We start from the raw sequence: 18,967 nt of genomic DNA on the forward strand, positions 1-18,967 counted from the left end.
TAGAGGAATTTCACATGATTATCGGCAACATCCACCATCTGCAGTCCTGGCTGCCTGACGCGCTGCGCCAGGCGATTGAGCACGTTAAAGCCCACGTCACCGACGCCACGCCGCTCGGGAAACACGACATCAACGGCAGCAGCCTTTTTTATCTGGTCTCTGAAGACATGACCCAGCCGTTCGCCGAGCGCCGCGCCGAGTACCACGCGCGCTATCTGGATATCCAGATCGTGATGAAAGGACAGGAAGGGATGACTTTCAGCACCCTGCCGCACGGCACGCCGGACACCAACTGGCTGGCGGACAAAGACATCGCGTTCCTGCCGGAAGGCGAGCAGGAGAAAACCGTGGTGCTGAGCGAAGGGGATTTTGTGGTGTTCTGGCCGGGCGAAGTGCATAAGCCGCTGTGCGCGGTGGGCGCGCCTGCGCAGGTGCGCAAGGTTGTTGTGAAGATGCTGATTAGCTAATCGGGTTTACTCCCTCTCCCTGTGGGAGAGGGCCGGGGTGAGGGCATCAGACCGCAGAAGAGTCCATCACTCCCCAAGCGTCGCCACCATCACCGCCTTAATCGTATGCATCCGGTTTTCCGCCTGGTCGAACACGATGCTCGCCGCCGACTCAAACACCTCGTCCGTCACTTCCATCCCGCCGTGCAGATCGAACTCTTTCGCCATCTGCTTGCCGAGCGTGGTCTGGTCGTCATGGAACGCCGGCAGACAGTGCAGGAACTTCACGTTCGGGTTGCCGGTCAGCGCCATCATCTGCGCGTTCACCTGATACCCGCGCAGCAGCGCAATCCGCTCCGCCCACTTCTCTTTGGCTTCGCCCATCGACACCCAGACGTCGGTATAGATAAAGTCCGCGCCCTTCACGCCTGCCGCCACGTCTTCCGTCAGGACAATCTTCCCGCCGTGCTTCTCCGCCAGCGCGCTGCACTCCGCCACCAGGCTCTCTTCCGGCCAGCAGGCTTTCGGGGCCACCAGGCGCAGATCCAGCCCGGTCAGCGCCGCTGCTTCCAGCATCGAGTTGCCCATGTTGTTGCGCGCGTCGCCCGCGTAGACCAGCGTCATCTCGTTAAACGCCTTGTCAGGCAGGTGCTCCTGCATGGTCAGCAGGTCCGCCAGCAGCTGCGTCGGGTGGAACTCGTTGGTCAGCCCGTTCCACACCGGCACGCCCGCGTACTGCGCCAGCGTCTCGACCACTTCCTGGCCGTGGCCGCGGTACTGAATGCCGTCGTACATCCGCCCGAGAACCCGCGCGGTGTCCTTAATTGACTCTTTATGCCCAATCTGGCTGCCGCTCGGCCCTAAATACGTGACGCGCGCGCCCTGGTCAAATGCGGCAACTTCGAAAGAGCAACGTGTACGGGTCGAGTCTTTTTCGAAGATGAGCGCGATGTTTTTACCGGTAAGCTTCTGTACTTCCTTGCCATTTTTTTTATCGGCTTTGAGCTGTGCGGCAAGGGTCAGCAGAGAAGTGAACTGTGCAGGGGTAAAGTCGAGCAGTTTCAGAAAGTGTTTCTTGTATAAATCGGACATCTTATCCTCGCATGGCGAACGCCACTTATTGAATTAAAATTCACTTTATATGTGTAATTATTCATTTGCAACCCCGTTTCACAATTCTTTCTTACAAAGGTGGAGGCAAACCCGTCCGTGTGTGAAAATAGAAGTATCTGCCGCACTTTAAAGAGGATTGAGCCATGGCAAACCCGGAACACCTGGAAGAGCAACGCGAAGAGACGCGTCTGATTATTGAAGAACTGCTGGAAGACGGTAGCGATCCGGACGCGCTGTACACCATCGAGCACCATTTCTCTGCGGATGATTTCGACGCGCTGGAAAAACTGGCCGTGGAAGCCTTCAAGCTGGGTTACGAAGTGACCGAGCCCGAAGAGCTGGAAGTGGAAGAGGGCGAGACCGTCATCTGCTGCGACATCCTGAGCGAAGGCGCCCTGAAGGCGGAGCTGATCGACGCGCAGGTAGAACAGCTGATGAACCTGGCCGAGAAGTTTGAAGTGGAATACGACGGCTGGGGAACCTACTTCGAAGATCCGAACGGTGAAGACGGCGAAGAAGGCGACGACGAAGATTACGTCGACGAAGACGACGACGGCGTGCGTCACTAAGCGTTTCAGGCGGTGGCGCGCGCCACCGCTTTTTCAAGGCAGAACCATGGATTACCCGCAGATACTCGCCCCCGTACTCAACTTCCTCCAGTGCCCGACCCCGCAAGCATGGATTGATAAAGCCCGCGACCCGGCGAACCTGCCGCTGCTGCTCACCGACCACATGGTGTGCGAGCTCAAGGCCGCCCAGACCGCGCTGCTGCTGGTGCGCAAATACGTCGCCGACGAAAGCGGTGCCGACGCGCTGCTCGACTGGCTCAAACCCTACGAACAGTTCACCTTCCGCGACGGCCCGGAGCCGGACTTCATCGCCCTGCATAAGCAGATTGGCAAAAGCGTGATGCCCAAAACCGACGACCCGTGGGGCCAGGCGCTCATCGACAGCATGGTGCTGCTGATTAAAGAGGAGCTGCACCACTTCTGGCAGGTGCGCGAGGCGATGCTGGCCCGCGACATTCCGTACGTCAAAATCACCGCCAGCCGCTACGCCAGAGGGATGCTGAAGGAAGTGCGCACCCACGAACCGCTGACGCTGATCGACAAGCTCATCTGCGGCGCCTACATCGAAGCCCGCTCCTGCGAACGCTTCGCCGCGCTGGCCCCGTTCCTCGACGACGACCTGCAGAAGTTCTATCTCTCGTTGCTGCGCTCCGAAGCGCGCCACTATCAAGACTACCTGACGCTTGCCCGGCAGGTGAGCGACGACGATATCTCACCGCGCATACAGCTTTTTGGCGAAATTGAAGCCACACTTATCTCGACACCGGACAACGAGTTTCGCTTCCACAGCGGCGTGCCGGTGTAAACCGGCACAACTCAAGGATAAGGATGCGAGATGAATAAAACGTGGACCCGTACCGCGATGGTTGTTGTGGTGGCCGCCGCCGTGGCGTTCTGGGTGTTCTTCGACAGGCAGCGCGCTCCGGAACGGCAGATGGATTCCGCCCTTAACGCGATGCCCGCCTGGCAGGTGATTAAGGAGCAGGAGCCCGCGCTGCATCAGCGCATCCTCGACCAGATGGCCGCTCTGCAAAAAGCGGGCGAGCCGGAGCAGCAGATTATCGACACCATCCAGCCGCAGATCCTGCATCTGCAGATGTCGCGCCTGCAAAACGCCCCGGACGCCAACGTGGTGAACTACATGACCATCAATATGGAGCAGACCGCCGCCATCCAGAAGGTGAGCGACGACGCCTGCTTCCGCTTCCTCTACCCGACGGTGAAGGGCGGTGTGAACCCGATGCGCATGCTGGATAAAGACCTGATGACGCGGCGCATGCAGGCCGACGCCGACATGATGCGCGCAGCCTACGGCAAAAACCGCCACACCGTGACGCAGGCCGAACGCGAGGCGGCCGTCGAGGACGTGCGGCCGATTATGAAGCAACTTGCCGATAAGTACGGCGAGGACATCCAGCTGCTGCAGATGCCGGAGAAGGCGGCGGGTAAAGAGAAGCTCTCCTGCGATATGGTGCAGGAGATGTGGGCGAAGGTGCTGGCGCTGCCGGAGCAGAAGGCGGCGGGGGTGATTCGGCTGGCGGTGTCTGAGCTGGAGTGACGAAGGGCGCTGGTTTTTTGGGCACTTAGCGCGTGTTTAGCGCGTCGTCGCTTGCATGGCGGCGCGCGACAGGTATAATCCACAACGTTTCCGCATCCCCTTCAGTGCCGAAGTGGCGAAATCGGTAGACGCAGTTGATTCAAAATCAACCGTAGAAATACGTGCCGGTTCGAGTCCGGCCTTCGGCACCATAAAAAAATTTCGTCAAATTTTTTCACGTCAACTCTAGGCGACTAAGGCAGTAAGCTAATAAAAATTCTAATTTTATTTAGTATATGTTAACTTGCTCGATTCTTTAAATATATATCAACTGATGATGGTAGAACTAATTATATTCCCGGTTTGATTTATTCTGGTACTAACATTGGTGACATCAATTTATGACTCTCACCGATTTCTAAGTAAATACTCGCAAGTCCTCCAGCAAACTCTTCATTTTCACTATTAGACAGATCAGCCATCTGCTGAGCGCCCTAATAGTTCATAATACAGGTGACTCCAGTTCCGTTATTGAAGATAAACATAAAGTTAGAGAAATGGGTTTTTATCCTATGGTATCTATTAGTTAAGCTTGTTGAAAATAAGTTATCGCCTCATTAAACTGTTATCTACCTAGAAGGAGATGTACCTGGTAAGGCCTGTCTCATTTCTCTTTCGAAACTTACTCTTTGCGGATCTCGATTATACTAGGCTCCGATGAAAAACTCCGTTTTTTGCTGGAATACTTACTTCATCAGTGCCTAGTAAATAAATGTTGTCGTAATTATTACGAGTGTTTATTTAATTTCTGCTATATTCTGTATTATTTTTTGGTATATGTTCATCCTTCTGTTACAACTTGCTGCTGGGCTGTTATTGTTTGATTCACGTAGTCCACCACGTTTTTTATCACTACCTTTTGCATAGCCTTCACAAAATCCGCCATAAAGTCGTAGTCGGGTGTATTATCAGGCTTAATGGGAAGAGTGATAATTTCATGCTGAACTTTTGACCACACAGCTTTATCCTCCCAGCCAAATTTTGTTCTAATTGATTTTTGTAATGAAGTGGCAAGATAAAGTAGTTTTTCTTTGTTTATGTCATTAACAATTGGCTTAAGAAGATAGGCATCCCAGAGAACGCCTGTTTTATAAGGTTGAGCGTAAACTGTACCGGTTGCCACTGCGCCATTGCTCACTACATCAATAGTCATTTCCGCAGAATCAAAGTCTTCTTCTCGACCATAAAACATAATGCCGTTATTACCTAACTTTGCGTTAACCAAAGGCAGGTTAAATTCTCCTGTTGGAAATGTTGAGGTGTCGAGCAATTTCTCAAATGATGGATTATTATTTTTGAGATTAAGCTTTTCAAATAAGGTTTTAATCTTAAATGCACCCAAAGGTACTGTTTCAATTTTATTAAGCGTAGCTTGCTCACTTTCAGTGAGTATATAGTCATTCAATCCAGAAGCTCTTAAATAAGCATTCAGCGTATTGAAACGCTCCGTCTTTAGAGTAGCGATGTATGTGTTCATAAAATCAAAAGCGATTTCTGTTTTACCATTTGAATTGATTATGGGGAGTTGGATAACCAATTCATCTGCATCAGAGGCATAGAAATTTCGGGAATAGTCAAACTGCCCAGCATGAGAGGATTTGTTGACGGCTGCTGTAATGTACATGACTACTTGCGATGGTAAGTGCTCTGTATGCACAACAGCCACATGATCATCTGCACCATACTCATAATTTCTGTATTTTGCAGATCCGAACATATCAATGGTAATAGTATTTTTTGAAAATACTTCAACATCATTACCTATCCAGGCTGAAATTCCAGTATTAGCTTCACCTGCTGTCACGAAAGGTAAGGTACCCTCAATACGGTCAGATGACTTCAAGCGGCGACCCCTCGAGGCTTTGCCAAATAACTCTTCTAACCGATATTCCCGCCACGCTATGCCATAGTCTTGTTCCAGCTGCTGTAACTGGTGTTGCATAGCGCGGCAGTCTACTTTCCCGGCGTATTATCTCGCTTAATCAGTTTTTCAACCTCCCATGCTAGATAATCGGCTACTGTTTTTTTGAAATCATCAAATGTCGGTTTAGTGTCGATTTTTTTATGTTGATCATAATTCCAATCAGCGCCGCTGTCAGTGATAAAATCCTCAACATATACATCTTTCACCTGCCAGTTGGCATCAAGCTTGGCACGAATACCGCCTTTATAGAGTTTGATTATATCGGTATATCGTTGTGTCGGTTGATCAATATCTTGTAAAGCACGACTAGTGCGTTTATAACCATCGTTTCTGAAATCAATAAACTTAACTGTTTTTTCGAAATCATGAGGTGTATGAGCTTCAAAAATATATATGCTAGTTTGCACTCCTGCCATTGGCTGGAAAAGATCAGTGGGCATTTTAATGCTAGCAATCAGACTGTGTTTCTTCAATAGGGCTTGGTTAGTTTTTATTGCTTTACCTGAGCCTGCTGAATCTTGAATAATAATAGCGCCTAAACCACCTTTCTGCATTTTATCTAAACCAAAAGCAATAAACGGCATACCGTTTTCAGTATAACTAAATGGAGGGTTAAGCAGTAAGCGATTGGCGTTGAAGTCAGTGTAAATTTTTTCAGGTGTATTGAAGCTATTTCCTTTTTGAATGTTAGAGCTTCCATCTCCACGTAAAATCATATTAGTAGCAGCTAGCGTGAACATTTCTGCATTTAATTCTACCCCAAGCAGTTGTGTTTTCTTAATCTGCTCAATCTGTTTTTCCGCTGCGGTAGTTTTTTTTCCAAAGGTATTTTCCGCATCCTGAATCATAATCTCCATAGCTGAAATCAAAAAACCTGCCGAACCGGTCGCTAAGTCCATGACTTTACTATGTTGATTAATATTGAGTATTTGCGCCATCATTTTTGTGACATAAGGTGGTGTGAGCACAATACCAATCTCTTTGCCATCACCCAACGCATACTTGAGAAATTCAGAATACATTTCACCCATAATATCAAGATGGCCAGCCATAGCATCAATCGACAAAAATATGTTGTGGTAGATGAATGTGAATATCTGTTTGTTGCTACTTGCTGAGCCATTAATTAGCTTTGCCACTTCTTTATCTAAAGGGCATAACTCATCACGCTGTATATCTTTGGAAATTTCTGAAAAGCTTGAAAGCATTAATGCTTGCTTATCAGAAGGGATTTTTCTTGCAATCAAAAATTCTTTTATTTGGTTTACAATTTGAATGCCGTCCCGTTTTGATTCTGTCTGAATACCTTTTAAATCTTCCGGAGTAAGACCATCTTGAATTTTATTACCATGCTCATCTTGAATGTCTTGCATAGAAAGTAACATACCCGAGACATATAATACTCGCTGTGGTGCAGTGATATTGAGATTGTGCATTAGTTTATTGAGAGCTTTAGCATATTTTTGCAGGGCGGCTTGCGAGTTAATTAAAATCTCATGTTTTTCCGCTTCGGTCAAAATCGCTTCTTGGTAAAGCGTATCAAAAGTCTTAGTATTTTCGAGGAAATTTAAAGTAGTTACACCATTAAGCTCTTTAAATGCATGATCGCCTGAGCCGTAAACATAATAGGCTTTAAGCTCAATGGCCTCGTCTGAATCACCTGCAATCCCTATTGCGATAACCTCATGGTATTTCCCGGATGCAATCATGCCGGTGGCGTAGTAAAGTGCGCCATTAACCGCAAAACTTTGAACGGATTTTTCGTCAAATTTAATGCCATCTTTTGTAATATTAATAAGTTTTTTTAACCCAAGTTTGTTTTCAATCACAACGGGCACGGAATATTTGGTAAAGCTAAAATCCGGTTTTCCAAAGTTGGTTTTGCTCGCTGTTTTGGCGCGACCTTTTAAAGCATCTTTAAGGTATTCTGGTACATCCGACTCAGTATGATAGTCTTGCTGTTTTTTGAGTTTAAGCAGGTTAAATTGTTCTTTTACCCAATCATTTACATGATCTTCTAGTTTGTAAGCCTTTACTTTGCTCATTGTTACACTCCACTACGTATTATGTAGCGAAGTATAACATGAAAAAACTAGCTAAACACTTCAGTTTTTACTGTTTTGTCAATGTGTTAAGGGGCTTTTTTTTCGTGAATATAGAGCTGTTTTTTTCTAACTAAACGTAAGAAACATATGAGTTATCTAGAGAAAGGTGTTGCGGATTAGTGCGGTTAGCTCTTGTTTGAGTTTATAAGTTACATGAATGGTAGTAAGGCTGTTTTCTTAATGCTGAAAATGTTGGAAAAGATTAGGGGAAGTGATTTTTAACATTTAATTTTGAGTAAGGAATTTAAATTAAATTTTTTCTATAAATCAAGTGATATACTTTTCATTTAAATATCCTCTATTTCTCTAGGCCTGCTATTTATTTGTTGTTTTTTGTTGGGTTCAATGCTATTTATTAAATATTGTTGCACGACTGGCTTGCCAATACTATGCTAATGAATATGTAAATATAAGCATTAACAAAGCTTTTTTGTTTCTGGTATTATTTATGGTTGATTTTTCTCTTTTTAGAATGAAATGGTTTATGGGGAATTTGACTAAGTCAATGAATAATTTATGGGGTGTTTTTTATATACTAACTGTTATCAATATCAAGAAATTTAAGAACGAGAGTTAGATTGGAAAATTGAACGTTTATTTTACTTTTAAGCTTTTAAATATATATAGATGAGTATTTGTTCGTTGGTAATATGACTGAATGGTTGTGGGGGAATTTGGTGTAGTATATAATTTTTGTGTTATGGGGTATTATTAATAACTTTCTTTTTATCCGTAAAATAATTGTGAAATATAATAAAGCAATATTCTTAGGCTTCGTTAAGTGTATTTTGCGCCTATGTGTAAGTTGTGCAAATTACGATTATTAATATGGCTTGACTCTATAATTCAATTAATTAAATCATAACGTGAACAACGTTCCTTAACTAAGTTAGAGTTATTGGTTTTTACCAGTGGTTACAGATTGTATCTGTTTTTAAGTATTGGATGATAAAAATTAATCTATGCTGCTTTATAAATAACAATAGGAATTGTTTGTACCACGATGGCATCATCCCTAATGCATTTTCCTTTGCTTGCTAAAGAAAATAAGGGTAATTGCGATGTTCTGGTCCAGGCTCTGCACTCCTTCTTAACATCTCCCTCCGAAGCTACTACACAGATATTTCCCTTGGATGGTTCCAGTGCAAATGGCTTACCGGAAAAAATCATAATAAACATTCGACAATCCCACACCTATTCACCGTTTCGGAAATTGACTCACTCATTCTTTCTTTCATCTAGGCCAATCGAAGTCTTATCAAACTCCTTGTTATAGAGTCCTTCAACAATCCCACCTGCGATCCATTGAAAATGCCCCGCCTCTGACAGACGGCTACTTTTTCGAGGCGCATCCCGACTAGTTGTGTGTACTTGCATATAGTATCATTTTAGAGGGGGGCCCGGGGCTGCGCTTTCGTACACCTATCTAGAAAAGCTGGGATAGGTTAAGGAAAAGAGTAGCTGGGCGAAAGAGATTTGGTCAAAACCCGATCCGAGAAAAGGTTTTTTTTTCTATTTATGCTTCGATGTTGCTACGGTTGAAATCAATCTGACCAACGTGATGAATTACTGAGTTTATTTACTCCGCTTCTACTAATCCTCATTCATTTCAATATTTTTGCTTTGATCATTAAGTTTTTCATTTCCTCAATAGTGAGTGATGGTTTTTGTCTGTGGATCATTGCGTGGCAATTTGGACAGACAGGGCGAAGATCTTTTACAGGGTCAAGTTTGTAGTGCTCTCCAATCTCCGAGAGAGGAGTAATATGGTGGACGTGAATATAGTCCTTGCCAGTTTCACCATATGTTTTCTCAAAGTCCATATTGCACACGCTACATTGACAGCCGTAATGGTCTATACATTTGTCTCTTGCTGTTTTACTTCGTTCGTATTTGTTAACTTTAATCCGCTTTACAGCCCCCTCATAAAAGGTTTCGGACACATCATCTGGGTAGTCGATTTCTAACTTGGTTGAAAGCGATTCTGCTTTTTTTATGCCATCTTGAGTGAGTTTCCAGATGCCATGGCCCGATTCTTTTGCATTGTGAAGGTATTTGTAGTCAACAAGCTGATTACGCGCCCATTGCACCATATTGTTCCACTGGAGACGGTTGCTGCCATCAGAAAGTAAAATGCTCATTTCTTCATCTGTAAGGTCGAATTCCTTACCAAGCGGTTCATAACATGAGGAAGAACTTACTTCTCCGCCCCGATTATAGATATTTAAAAGTAAAGGGATCTCTATCTCTTTATAACTAGGAAACGGCATCTTTGTGTTCTCCAAATTGTATCGATTACTTTCTGAAAATTTCGCGTATATGCCACTCTATATAACTAGCCTGCGGATAATTTTCTTTCTGTAGTGGGAGGTGAATTTGAGCTCCTGCGTAGTCCCAAAAGAATCTGGATACAACGCTATTGCCATTTACAGCGGAAGATATTTGAACGTGCATGTTTTCATCCACTCCAAGAGAGCCTTTATCAAAGGCTTTATGATGGATTGCACAGAGAGCTAAGCCATTCGCGATCTCACATGGCCCTCCAAATTGCTTCCATTTGATATGAGCGGCTTCAAGTGCGACAGAGGTATTATCATGTCGCATATTGAAACCGCAAACGGCGCACTGATAGTTATAGGCTCGCAGTACCTGCTGTCGAAATAAGGGATCGCGCTGTTTGCGAATTTGCAGGAGATCGAATCCCAACTCGTCGGCGAGTTCTTCCTGGATGCTTTCGGTAAAGTGTGCTTCGAGGATTTGCTGAGCTATAGAGTTGATCAGGTTCTTACTGTTGATCAAACGAGAGTAATGCTGCTCGTAAAAACCGCCTGCAACATGATGTTCAATTAGCTCTCCCGCAGGAGGTTGTTTGCTGGTACCTAATGTGGAACAGCGCTCCGCATTTTGTAGTTCCCAAAAGCCATCACCTTGTAAACGCCAGAACGGCATATCAGGACGGTACTGTGCACGCTGTGGTCCAAAACGTTCCAGCAGGCAGTGCAGCTGATCGCACACTTCCGTACCGTAATCAAACAGGCGCGCATGTCCCTGCTGATAGTTCGCAAGCACGTACAGAAGCAATAAAGGCTTATGCGGCGCACGCTGTTCGCCTTTGCGCCAGATGGTGATGTCGGCAATTGCCTGTTCGAGAGTTTTGCTGGAAGCCATCGCATTACGGAAGAAGGTAAATAATTGCGATGATGCTCGCAAAACTCAGACCAATCAACCCGCAATCAACAAAAACATGACCTTACCGCACACAACACTATTTCCTGAATCCCCCTCGCAAATTCCAAATTTCCCTCACACCAAACCGCTGTATTTATATTCAGCCCTGTATAATGGTCACCAGAAATTACGCCGAACGGCAAAGGAAGTATCAAGGAATATTTAAAGAAGAATTCGCGATATGAAGGTGCTGCAACACCCCCATACCGCTAACCACAAACAACTTACAAGGAGTTGAAAATGGCTGTGACGAATTTTAAGCCAGAGTTTACTGTTTGCAAAACAGAATCAGACGCTTTCACCGGCATGATTGAAAACCACGAGCTGGTACGCAAAAACAGCGCCCGCCGACTTCACGGCAACCAGCCCAACGCGGCGCCCGTCCATCCCCGCGCGGAGACGCTGCAGGACAGTGCCGCCTGCTGCGAACTCTATTCCCGAATAGATATGAAATACCTTCTTCTGGGCGGCGAGTGGTTAACCCGTGCGGGCTTTATCGACGGCATGCCGGTGAAAATCCGCGCCATGAAAGACTGCATTGTGATTACACCACAGCATACAAGAGAATTATGGGGATGCCTGGAAGGGATGAGTGTGGTGAATATTAATAAGCAGAAAGTCGCGCAGTGGCTGAAGACCTTCCCGGGTGCGCTGAATGATACGGGCGATGTTCCGGTGATTAAGCGTGGCAGTGGGCAGGCTGTTTAAACTTCAAACCAGTATGCACGGGCATGTGAGCGCATGCCCGCACTACGTTAAAAGTCACTCAATTATGATGTATTTGGTCTTTCACAGTTTTAACCAGTACAGCATGGAGTTCGCCAACGGTTAAATTGCGTATCACGGGTTCCGGAATGCCTCGTAGCCTGCGTACCAAGCGGCAGATACCAAAGTAATCTATGCCCTCGGTGCTAAAAAGAAACTCGTTTTCAGCGAGGGAAAAAGTTTTCTCATAGCCATCTTCTTCAGTGACAAGCGTAACGTCAAACGCTGCCTCGCAGTCTTCAATCAGGGCATCGCCATCCATGCCGCATATATCAAGGTCGGCTTCGATTAGGGTGTTCTCATCAATGCGCTTGCGATGATGTCCAGAGGACTGACGTACAACCTCAATGACCTGCGAAAGAGTGGGGTACATTATGTTGGATTCCGTGGGTGAAGAAATGACGTAGGCATTGATTAATAGACCGAGTTAACGCCTGGGACTTATTATTGAAGGTACAAAGAAAATCAAAATAATCCACACAAACATCCCAATGATTTTTAGCGGCCAGGGTTCGAATACATCAAAGCACACAATTGCGCCTATAACTAATAGTGGTCCTCCCAATACTTCCAGTATTCCTTCTAAGATAGATAACTTATGAGGCAATACACGATTCAGTAAAACACAAGTAAGATGTGTGCCTCCTAAAATAATGATTATAGCTAGAGTGCATTCTCTCCAGTTATCAGAGATACCTAAGCAAATGAGGCACAGTGCAATCACAAAAACACACAGTAACGTATTCAGCATCGAAATAATAAACTTACTCATATCATTTTGCGCCGCGCATTAAAAATATAAAGAAGCCATGAATATAGCATTCCTGAAAGAATGATAAACGGCATTGGCTAATAAAGGATTTAATACTTTATTGCGCCTCGTTTATTTCCGTAATAATCGAGTTAGCGGCTTCGTACTCTTCCCACTCACTCCACCGCTAATTCTAACTTAACTAAACACCGGCACCCCCAGCCCAACCTTCACCTCCCTCAACGTCGCCTGCGTCACCCCCTGCGCCCGTTCGGTCCCGCGCTTCAGCATCGCCATCAGCTCGCCCTTATCCTGCATATACATCGCCCTCCGCTCCCGCATCGGCGCAATCAGCTCCTGCAGGCACGCCTCCAGCTCGTTCTTGCAAACCCGGTCACCCAGCCCGCCCGCCTGATAGTGCGCCTTCATTGCCGCCACTTTCTCCTTGTCCGGATGAAACGCATCGAGGTAGGTAAACACCACGTTCCCCTCAATCTGCCCCGGGTCGCTCACCTTCAGGTGGTTCGGGTCGGTGTACATGGCGCTGACCGCACGGTGAATCGTCTCTTCGCTGGCCGAAAGGTGCAGCGTGTTGCCGAGCGATTTCGACATCTTGGCGCTGCCGTCGATGCCGGGCAGGCGGCTGGTGTCGCTCAGCATCGCCCTGCAGTGGCGCAGCACCGGGGCGGGCAGCAGGCTGTTCATCTTGTGCACAATCTCGTTGGTCTGCTCAATCATCGGCAACTGGTCGTCGCCGACGGGCACGCACTCGGCCTTAAACGCGGTGATGTCCGCCGCCTGGCTGATGGGGTAGGCCATAAACCCGACCGGCAGCGAGCGGGCGAAGCCCTTCTGCGCAATCTCGTTTTTCACCGTCGGGTTACGCTCCACGCGGGCGACGGTCACGATGTTCATATACAGCATCGTCAGCTCGGCGAGGGCGGGCAGGGCGGACTGCAGGCAGATCGTGGTCAGGTTCGGGTCGATGCCGGCGGCGAGGTAGTCGGCCAGCACTTCGGGGATGTTGTCGCGGATCTTCTGCGGGTTGCTGCCGTTGTCGGTCAGCCCCTGCAGGTCGGCAATCAGCACAAACTGGCTGTGCGTCTGCTGGAGCGCCACGCGCTGGCGAAGCGATCCGACGAAGTGGCCGAGGTGCAGCGGGCCGGTTGGGCGGTCGCCGGTGAGGATGGTGGGTGCGTTCATAAAGACTCCTTAATGTGCAGTTGCCGAAAGGGGTCTTCGATGTGTGAAAGCCGCCTTTCGGCGGCTATCTGAAAATGGGGAAAACTACTCCGAGCCGCCTTTAAGAAGGCAGCCACCAGCGGTTTACGGTGAGCACGGCGTGGTTTATGTTCATCTCTTTACCGTACCACGTCCGGCGCGAAAAACAAAAGGGCACGTCATGCTGCAATCACTCAACCATCTGACCCTCGCGGTCAGCGACCTGCAAAAAAGCGTCACCTTCTGGCACGAGCTGCTGGGGCTTGCGCTGCACGCCCGCTGGAATACCGGGGCCTATCTCACCTGCGGCGATCTGTGGGTCTGCCTGTCGTACGACGAGGCGCGCGAGTACGTGCCGCCGCAGGAGAGCGACTACACCCACTACGCGTTTACCGTGGCGGAAGAAGATTTTGAACCGCTCTCGCAAAGGCTTGAGCAGGCGGGCGTCACCGTCTGGAAGCAGAACAAAAGCGAGGGGGCGTCGTTCTATTTTCTCGACCCGGACGGGCACAAGCTGGAGCTGCACGTGGGCAGCCTCGCCGCGCGGCTGGCGGCGTGTCGCGAGAAGCCCTATGTGGGTATGGTGTTTACCTCAGACGAGGCTTGAGGCGCGCACCTTCAGCCTGCCCGCCAGCGTCACGTGCGTGGCGGCATCTTCCTGATTGCACAGGTACTCCACCGCCAGTCGCCCCAGCTCGCTGTAGGGCAACTGGATGCTGGTCAGCGGCGGGGTGAGCTGCTCGGAGATCTTCTGGTCGTCGTAGCCCGCCAGCAGCATGTCCTGCGGAATGCGCACGCCGTTCACCGCCAGCGCTTGGTAGCAGCCAATCGCCAGCCAGTCGCTGGCGCAGAAAATGGCGTCCGGGCGCTCGGCCAGTTCCAGCAGAGAGGTCGTCGCGGTAAAGGACTCGCTGAACTGCCAGTTGGTCTGGCGCACCAGGCCGTCGTCGCACGCGAGTCCGGCTTGCTGCAGCGCCGCCTGGTAGCCCGCCAGACGCTGGCGGGAGGCCTCCATCCAGATCTCGCCGGTGATGTGGGCGATGCGTGTGGCCCCGCAGGCGATGAGGTGTTTAGTCACCTGGAAGGCATTGGCGTAGTCGTCCGGGATAAACGACGGCAGCAGCGGCGAGCCGGGGTCGCGCTGGTTGAGCAGCACCAGCGGGATGCGGGTGCAGTCCTGGAACGCCGTCATGTCCACCAGCGTGGTGACCGGTGAGGCGAGAATAATCCCGATGCAGTTGCGCTTCTCCAGCTGGCGGATGATGTTCAGCGCCAGCTCGATGTCGTCGCCGTAGTCGTAGACGGTGAGCAGGGTCTCGTTGCGCCACGCGGCTTCCCGCGCCTGGCTGATGGCGTCGATAAACGGGTCGAAGCTCTGCATAGAGCTGACCAGCAGGGCGATCTCTTCCTGGTTGCGCGGGGCGTGAACGGCGGGGAGGCGGTCGTAGCCGAGCTCGGTAGCGACGCCAATGACCCGCTGGCGGGTGTCGTCGCTGAGCTTGATGTTGCGTGACTGGTTAAGCACCAGCGATACCGTCGCCTGCGACACGCCCGCCGCCCGCGCAATATCGTTCATCGTCACTTTCGTTTTTCGCTTCATCCGTCCTCTCCCTTTCGCGACTTCGCATCATACCCTAACCGCACGCTTTAGCGCCGTCGATCACGTTTCTCATTCATCGAAGCGTGAACTTTGTGAGGGGCATCGCTTTTCTAAACGCCGTGATTTGCGCATTTGTCCTGCAGCTAATATTTATTAGCTAAATATTATCAGTAAGAGGACGCGTAATGAAAGAGCAGTGGAGCAGGGAGCAGGCACAGTCGTGGTATGAGCAAAAAGGCTGGCTGTGCGGGTTTAACTATCTGCCGTCGACGGCGGTGAACTGGACCGATATCTGGCAGGAAGAGACCTTTGATGCCGAAACCATCGAGCGCGAGCTGGGCTGGGCGGCGGACGCGGGCTACAACACCCTGCGCATCAACCTGCCGTTTATCGTCTGGGAGCATGACCGCGACGGGCTGATGGCGCGCATCGACCGGTTTTTGACGATTGCCGACGGTCGCGGCTTCAGCACCATGCTGACCCTGATGGACGACTGCGGCTTCTCCGGCGACGAGCCGTACCTCGGCCCGCAAAAGCCGCCCGTGCCGGGCAAGCACAACAGCCAGGCGGCGGCGAGCCCGGGGCGCGACAAGGTGTGCGATCCCGACTGCTGGGCAGACATTGAACGCTATATCCGCGACGTTGTCCGCCAGTTCCGCGACGACAGGCGCGTCCTGCTGTGGGATCTGTATAACGAGCCGGGCAACCGCGGCATTTTTGCGACCGGCACGCAGGAGGTGCAGTACGACGCGAAGCTGGAGACCTGCGCGCACGAATTGATGAAGCTGGCTTTCCAGTGGGTGCGTGAAGAAGATCCGACCCAGCCGCTCACCGTCTGCGCGTGGCGTCTGCCGCCGGAGGAGGAGGGCGAGACGTTCTTCCAGCATCCGCTGGACCAGACCGCGCTGGCGCTCTCGGACGTGGTGAGCTTCCACGCCTACACCCACACGGGGCGGATGACGGCGATTATCCAGCAGCTGCAAAAGCTCGGTCGCCCGCTGTTCTGCACCGAATGGCTGGCGCGCCACGTGGGCAGCACCATCGAAGAGCAGCTCCCGCTGATGTACGCGGCGAAGGTCGCGCCGTACCAGTGGGGGCTGGTGCGCGGCAAAACGCAGACGTGGCTGCCGTGGCCGGTGGTGATGAAGGAGTCCACGGACTACTGCCGCCTCTGGTTCCACGACGTGTTCGAGGAGAACGGCATTCCGTTCTCGCGCCGTGAAATCGCATTAATGCAGCAGCTGCGCAAGATCGCCCCGAAAGTTCAGGGCTAATAATATCGACCCGGCGGACCACCGCCGGGCAACCAGGCAGGCATATAACAATGGCAACGACAATGAAAATACCGTCTCGCGAGCTGTGGTCTTATTTTGGCTATGGTTTAGGTCAGTGTTTTAGCTTTGGTTTAGTGGGTTCGTTTATTAACTATTTTTACACCGACGTGCTGGGGATTTCGGCGCTGGCGGCGAGCACCATCTTCCTGATTGCCCGCGCGTGGGACGCGGTTCACGATCCGCTGTTTGCCAGCATTATGGACACCATTAACAGCCGGTTCGGCAAGTTTCGCCACTTTTTGCTGATCGCGCCGCTGCTGATCACCGGCGTCACGCTGCTGTCGTTCTATAAAATCGAAGCGGACATGACCACTAAAATCCTCTACGCCGGGGTGACCTACATCCTGTGGGGGACGCTGTACGCCATCTCCGATATCCCGTTCTGGTCGATGTCGTCGGTGATGACCAACGACTCCGCCCAGCGCACCCGCGCGGTGACGGCGGCGATGCTCGGGGTCAACGCGGGGATTGCCTGCGCCAACATCTTCTTCCCGAAGCTGGCGGCGTTCTTCGCCCAGTACAGCAACGATAAAGGCTACTTTATGGCGGCGCTGGTGATGATGCTGGTGGGCCTGCCGCTGATGCTCAACGGCTTTATGCAGATCAAAGAGCGCGTGCCGCCGAGCCCGGAAAAGGTGACCATCCGCGACACCTTCCACAATCTGCGCCAGAACAAGCCGCTGTTTATCGTCCTGCTGTCGTTCTTTTTCTGCGTGTTTCATAACGTGGCGGGCGGGCTGTATATCTACTTCTTTATCAACAACCTGGGCGACGGCAGCCTGCAGATGGCGATTGGCGTGATGGGGATTGTCGCGGCGGTGCTGTGCCTGGTCGCCCCAATGCTGACGCGCCGGATGCAGAAGCGGAAGCTGTTTATGATCCTCTGCGGGCTGGACGTGGCGGTGCGCGTGGTGATGTGGTTTGTCGGGTATCAGCAGGTGACGATGCTGTTTATTCTGCTCGGCCTGAGCACGCTGTTCGTGATGATGACCAACATCCTCACCTCGTCGATGATTGCCGACACCATCGAGTACGCGGAGTACCATACCCACAAGCGCTGCGCGGCTATCACCTTCTCCGGGCAGACCTTTACCGGCAAGATGTCGGTGGCGGTGGGCGGCGGGTTAATCGGCGTGTTCCTGACGATGATTGGCTACGTGCCGCAGGCGCAAATCCAGAGCGAAGGCGTGCTGTCGGGGTTGTTCTTCGGGATCTGCCTGCTGCCGGCGATTGGGTCGCTGATCCGCATTGTGTTTATGTCGCGCTTTACCTTTACCGAGGAGAAGCATGCGGAGATTTGTCGGCTGCTGGCGGAGCGGAACGCGTCTGCGAAAGCGCCGGGTGGCGGCTGCGCCTTACCCGGCCTACAAAACCCCGTGAGTCAATAAATCGCACAGGCCGACAAAACCCCGAGGATCCACAAATCGCACGGGACATGTAGGCCTGATAAGCGAAGCGCCATCAGGCTTCGCTTTTAAAGACTTACAGCGACTTCACAAACGCCAGCAGATCTTCGTTGAGCTGGTCCTGGTGGGTCAGCGCGAAGCCGTGCGGCGCGTTGTCGTACACCTTCAGCGTGGCGTTTTTGATCATCTCCGCCGCCAGCTTGCCGGTGCTTTCAAACGGTACGATCTGGTCGTTGCTGCCGTGGATCACCAGCGTCGGCACGTCGATTTTCGCCATATCCGGGCGGAAGTCCGTTTCGCCGAACGCGGTCACGCAGTCGATGGTGCCCTTCAGCGACGCCAGCAGGGCGATGTTCAGCGTCTGGGTCAGGGCTCCGGAGGAAACGGTCTGTCCGGCGTTGATGCCGTAGAACGGCGTCGCGAAGTCGCTGATGAACTGGGCGCGATCTTTACGCAGTCCATCGCGAATGCCGTCGAACACGCTCTGATCCACACCCTGCGGGAAGGAGTCGGATTTGCCGAAGATTGGCGTCACCGCGCCCAGCAGCGCCAGGCCGGCCACGCGCGCGCTGCCGTAGTTGTTGATGTAGCGGGTTACGTCGCCGCCGCCCATGGAGAATCCCACCAGCGTCACGTCCTGCAGGTCCAGGGTGGTGATCAGGTCGTTGATGTCGGACGCAAAGGTATCGTAGTCGTAGCCGTTCCACGGCTGATCCGAGCGGCCAAAGCCGCGACGGTCAAAGGCGATGGCGCGGAAGCCGCGCTCGGCCAGGTAGTTCAGCTGGCTGTCCCACATGTCGCCGTCCAGCGGCCAGCCGTGGCTGAAGAGAACCGGTTTGCCCGCGCCGCCGTCCTTGTAGTAAATCTGCGTGCCGTCTTTTGCCTTAAACGTTGCCATAGTGTGTTCC

At 50.9% G+C, this 18,967-nt stretch carries 18 protein-coding genes and 1 tRNA gene; 9 read left to right on the forward strand and 10 right to left on the reverse strand.

Annotated elements, in window-relative coordinates; all coding sequences use genetic code 11:
* The first annotated feature begins 14 nt into the window (after window positions 1-14).
* Window positions 15-467, forward strand: a complete 453-nt coding sequence (locus NWV12_RS02385; RefSeq protein ID WP_048980684.1) for a YhcH/YjgK/YiaL family protein — start codon at window positions 15-17, stop codon at window positions 465-467.
* Window positions 468-533: 66 nt separating this feature from the next.
* Here NWV12_RS02385 and argF read toward each other — a convergent pair whose 3' ends face one another.
* Together argF and NWV12_RS02395 are read right to left on the reverse strand one after the other, a co-directional pair.
* A complete protein-coding gene (gene argF, locus NWV12_RS02390) occupies window positions 534-1,538 on the reverse strand; it encodes an ornithine carbamoyltransferase (protein ID WP_048980681.1) in 1,005 nt (334 codons plus the stop codon).
* Window positions 1,508-1,603: a hypothetical protein gene (locus tag NWV12_RS02395; protein ID WP_213705005.1), complete on the reverse strand. Its 96-nt coding sequence runs from the start codon at window positions 1,601-1,603 to the stop codon at window positions 1,508-1,510. The genes argF and NWV12_RS02395 overlap by 31 nt, the downstream gene beginning before the upstream one ends.
* A gap of 99 nt (window positions 1,604-1,702) precedes the next feature.
* Between NWV12_RS02395 and rraB the strand changes: the two genes are divergently transcribed.
* From rraB to NWV12_RS02415, 4 genes are all read left to right on the forward strand, one after another.
* Window positions 1,703-2,128, forward strand: a complete 426-nt coding sequence (gene rraB / locus NWV12_RS02400) for a ribonuclease E inhibitor RraB (protein ID WP_048980679.1) — start codon at window positions 1,703-1,705, stop codon at window positions 2,126-2,128.
* A gap of 46 nt (window positions 2,129-2,174) precedes the next feature.
* Complete coding sequence (miaE, locus tag NWV12_RS02405; RefSeq protein WP_048980677.1) at window positions 2,175-2,933, forward strand: tRNA isopentenyl-2-thiomethyl-A-37 hydroxylase MiaE; 759 nt, start codon at window positions 2,175-2,177, stop codon at window positions 2,931-2,933.
* Window positions 2,934-2,963: 30 nt separating this feature from the next.
* Window positions 2,964-3,686: a hypothetical protein gene (locus tag NWV12_RS02410; RefSeq protein ID WP_048980674.1), complete on the forward strand. Its 723-nt coding sequence runs from the start codon at window positions 2,964-2,966 to the stop codon at window positions 3,684-3,686.
* 106 nt (window positions 3,687-3,792) lie between these two features.
* Window positions 3,793-3,877, forward strand: a tRNA-Leu gene (locus tag NWV12_RS02415).
* A gap of 629 nt (window positions 3,878-4,506) precedes the next feature.
* On the opposite strand, the gene NWV12_RS02420 is transcribed toward NWV12_RS02415, so the two are convergent.
* From NWV12_RS02420 to NWV12_RS02435, 4 genes are all read right to left on the reverse strand, one after another.
* Window positions 4,507-5,667, reverse strand: coding sequence for a restriction endonuclease subunit S (locus tag NWV12_RS02420; RefSeq protein ID WP_048980672.1), 1,161 nt, complete (start codon window positions 5,665-5,667; stop codon window positions 4,507-4,509).
* 11 nt (window positions 5,668-5,678) lie between these two features.
* On the reverse strand, window positions 5,679-7,694 hold the full coding sequence (locus tag NWV12_RS02425) for a class I SAM-dependent DNA methyltransferase (protein WP_048980671.1): 2,016 nt from the start codon (window positions 7,692-7,694) through the stop codon (window positions 5,679-5,681).
* 1,664 nt (window positions 7,695-9,358) lie between these two features.
* Window positions 9,359-10,024, reverse strand: coding sequence for a winged helix-turn-helix domain-containing protein (locus NWV12_RS02430; RefSeq protein WP_048980669.1), 666 nt, complete (start codon window positions 10,022-10,024; stop codon window positions 9,359-9,361).
* A 25-nt stretch (window positions 10,025-10,049) separates the two neighbouring features.
* Entirely contained in the window at window positions 10,050-10,922 is an 873-nt protein-coding gene (locus tag NWV12_RS02435) for a phosphorothioated DNA-binding restriction endonuclease (RefSeq protein WP_048980667.1), read from the reverse strand.
* Between the two features lie 300 nt (window positions 10,923-11,222).
* On the opposite strand from NWV12_RS02435, the gene NWV12_RS02440 reads away from it, so the two are divergent.
* Window positions 11,223-11,690 carry a SymE family type I addiction module toxin gene (locus NWV12_RS02440; protein ID WP_075204794.1) on the forward strand — a complete coding sequence of 156 codons (468 nt, stop codon included), beginning with the start codon at window positions 11,223-11,225 and terminating at the stop codon, window positions 11,688-11,690.
* Between the two features lie 58 nt (window positions 11,691-11,748).
* Here NWV12_RS02440 and NWV12_RS02445 read toward each other — a convergent pair whose 3' ends face one another.
* Window positions 11,749-12,120 carry a hypothetical protein gene (locus tag NWV12_RS02445; RefSeq protein WP_048980665.1) on the reverse strand — a complete coding sequence of 124 codons (372 nt, stop codon included), beginning with the start codon at window positions 12,118-12,120 and terminating at the stop codon, window positions 11,749-11,751.
* 576 nt (window positions 12,121-12,696) lie between these two features.
* Complete coding sequence (gene trpS / locus NWV12_RS02450; protein ID WP_048980663.1) at window positions 12,697-13,701, reverse strand: tryptophan--tRNA ligase; 1,005 nt, start codon at window positions 13,699-13,701, stop codon at window positions 12,697-12,699.
* A 199-nt stretch (window positions 13,702-13,900) separates the two neighbouring features.
* Between trpS and fosA the strand changes: the two genes are divergently transcribed.
* The gene (fosA, locus tag NWV12_RS02455) at window positions 13,901-14,326 is read left to right on the forward strand and encodes a FosA/FosA2 family fosfomycin resistance glutathione transferase (protein ID WP_048980661.1); all 426 of its coding nucleotides are present in this window, start codon (window positions 13,901-13,903) and stop codon (window positions 14,324-14,326) included.
* Here fosA and NWV12_RS02460 read toward each other — a convergent pair.
* Window positions 14,312-15,319 carry a LacI family DNA-binding transcriptional regulator gene (locus NWV12_RS02460; protein ID WP_048980656.1) on the reverse strand — a complete coding sequence of 336 codons (1,008 nt, stop codon included), beginning with the start codon at window positions 15,317-15,319 and terminating at the stop codon, window positions 14,312-14,314. The genes fosA and NWV12_RS02460 overlap by 15 nt on opposite strands.
* Before the next feature lie 185 nt (window positions 15,320-15,504).
* On the opposite strand from NWV12_RS02460, the gene NWV12_RS02465 reads away from it, so the two are divergent.
* Both NWV12_RS02465 and NWV12_RS02470 read left to right on the forward strand, forming a co-directional pair.
* The gene (locus NWV12_RS02465) at window positions 15,505-16,593 is read left to right on the forward strand and encodes a cellulase family glycosylhydrolase (protein WP_048980654.1); all 1,089 of its coding nucleotides are present in this window, start codon (window positions 15,505-15,507) and stop codon (window positions 16,591-16,593) included.
* Window positions 16,594-16,643: 50 nt separating this feature from the next.
* A complete protein-coding gene (locus NWV12_RS02470; protein WP_101744429.1) occupies window positions 16,644-18,041 on the forward strand; it encodes an MFS transporter in 1,398 nt (465 codons plus the stop codon).
* A gap of 94 nt (window positions 18,042-18,135) precedes the next feature.
* Here the strand turns inward: NWV12_RS02470 and NWV12_RS02475 are convergent, their stop codons facing one another.
* Window positions 18,136-18,957 carry an alpha/beta fold hydrolase gene (locus NWV12_RS02475; protein ID WP_048980651.1) on the reverse strand — a complete coding sequence of 274 codons (822 nt, stop codon included), beginning with the start codon at window positions 18,955-18,957 and terminating at the stop codon, window positions 18,136-18,138.
* Window positions 18,958-18,967: the final 10 nt, after the last annotated feature.

The sequence above is a fragment of the Enterobacter sp. Crenshaw genome, from assembly GCF_024734705.1.
Lineage (GTDB): Bacteria > Pseudomonadota > Gammaproteobacteria > Enterobacterales > Enterobacteriaceae > Enterobacter > Enterobacter asburiae_B.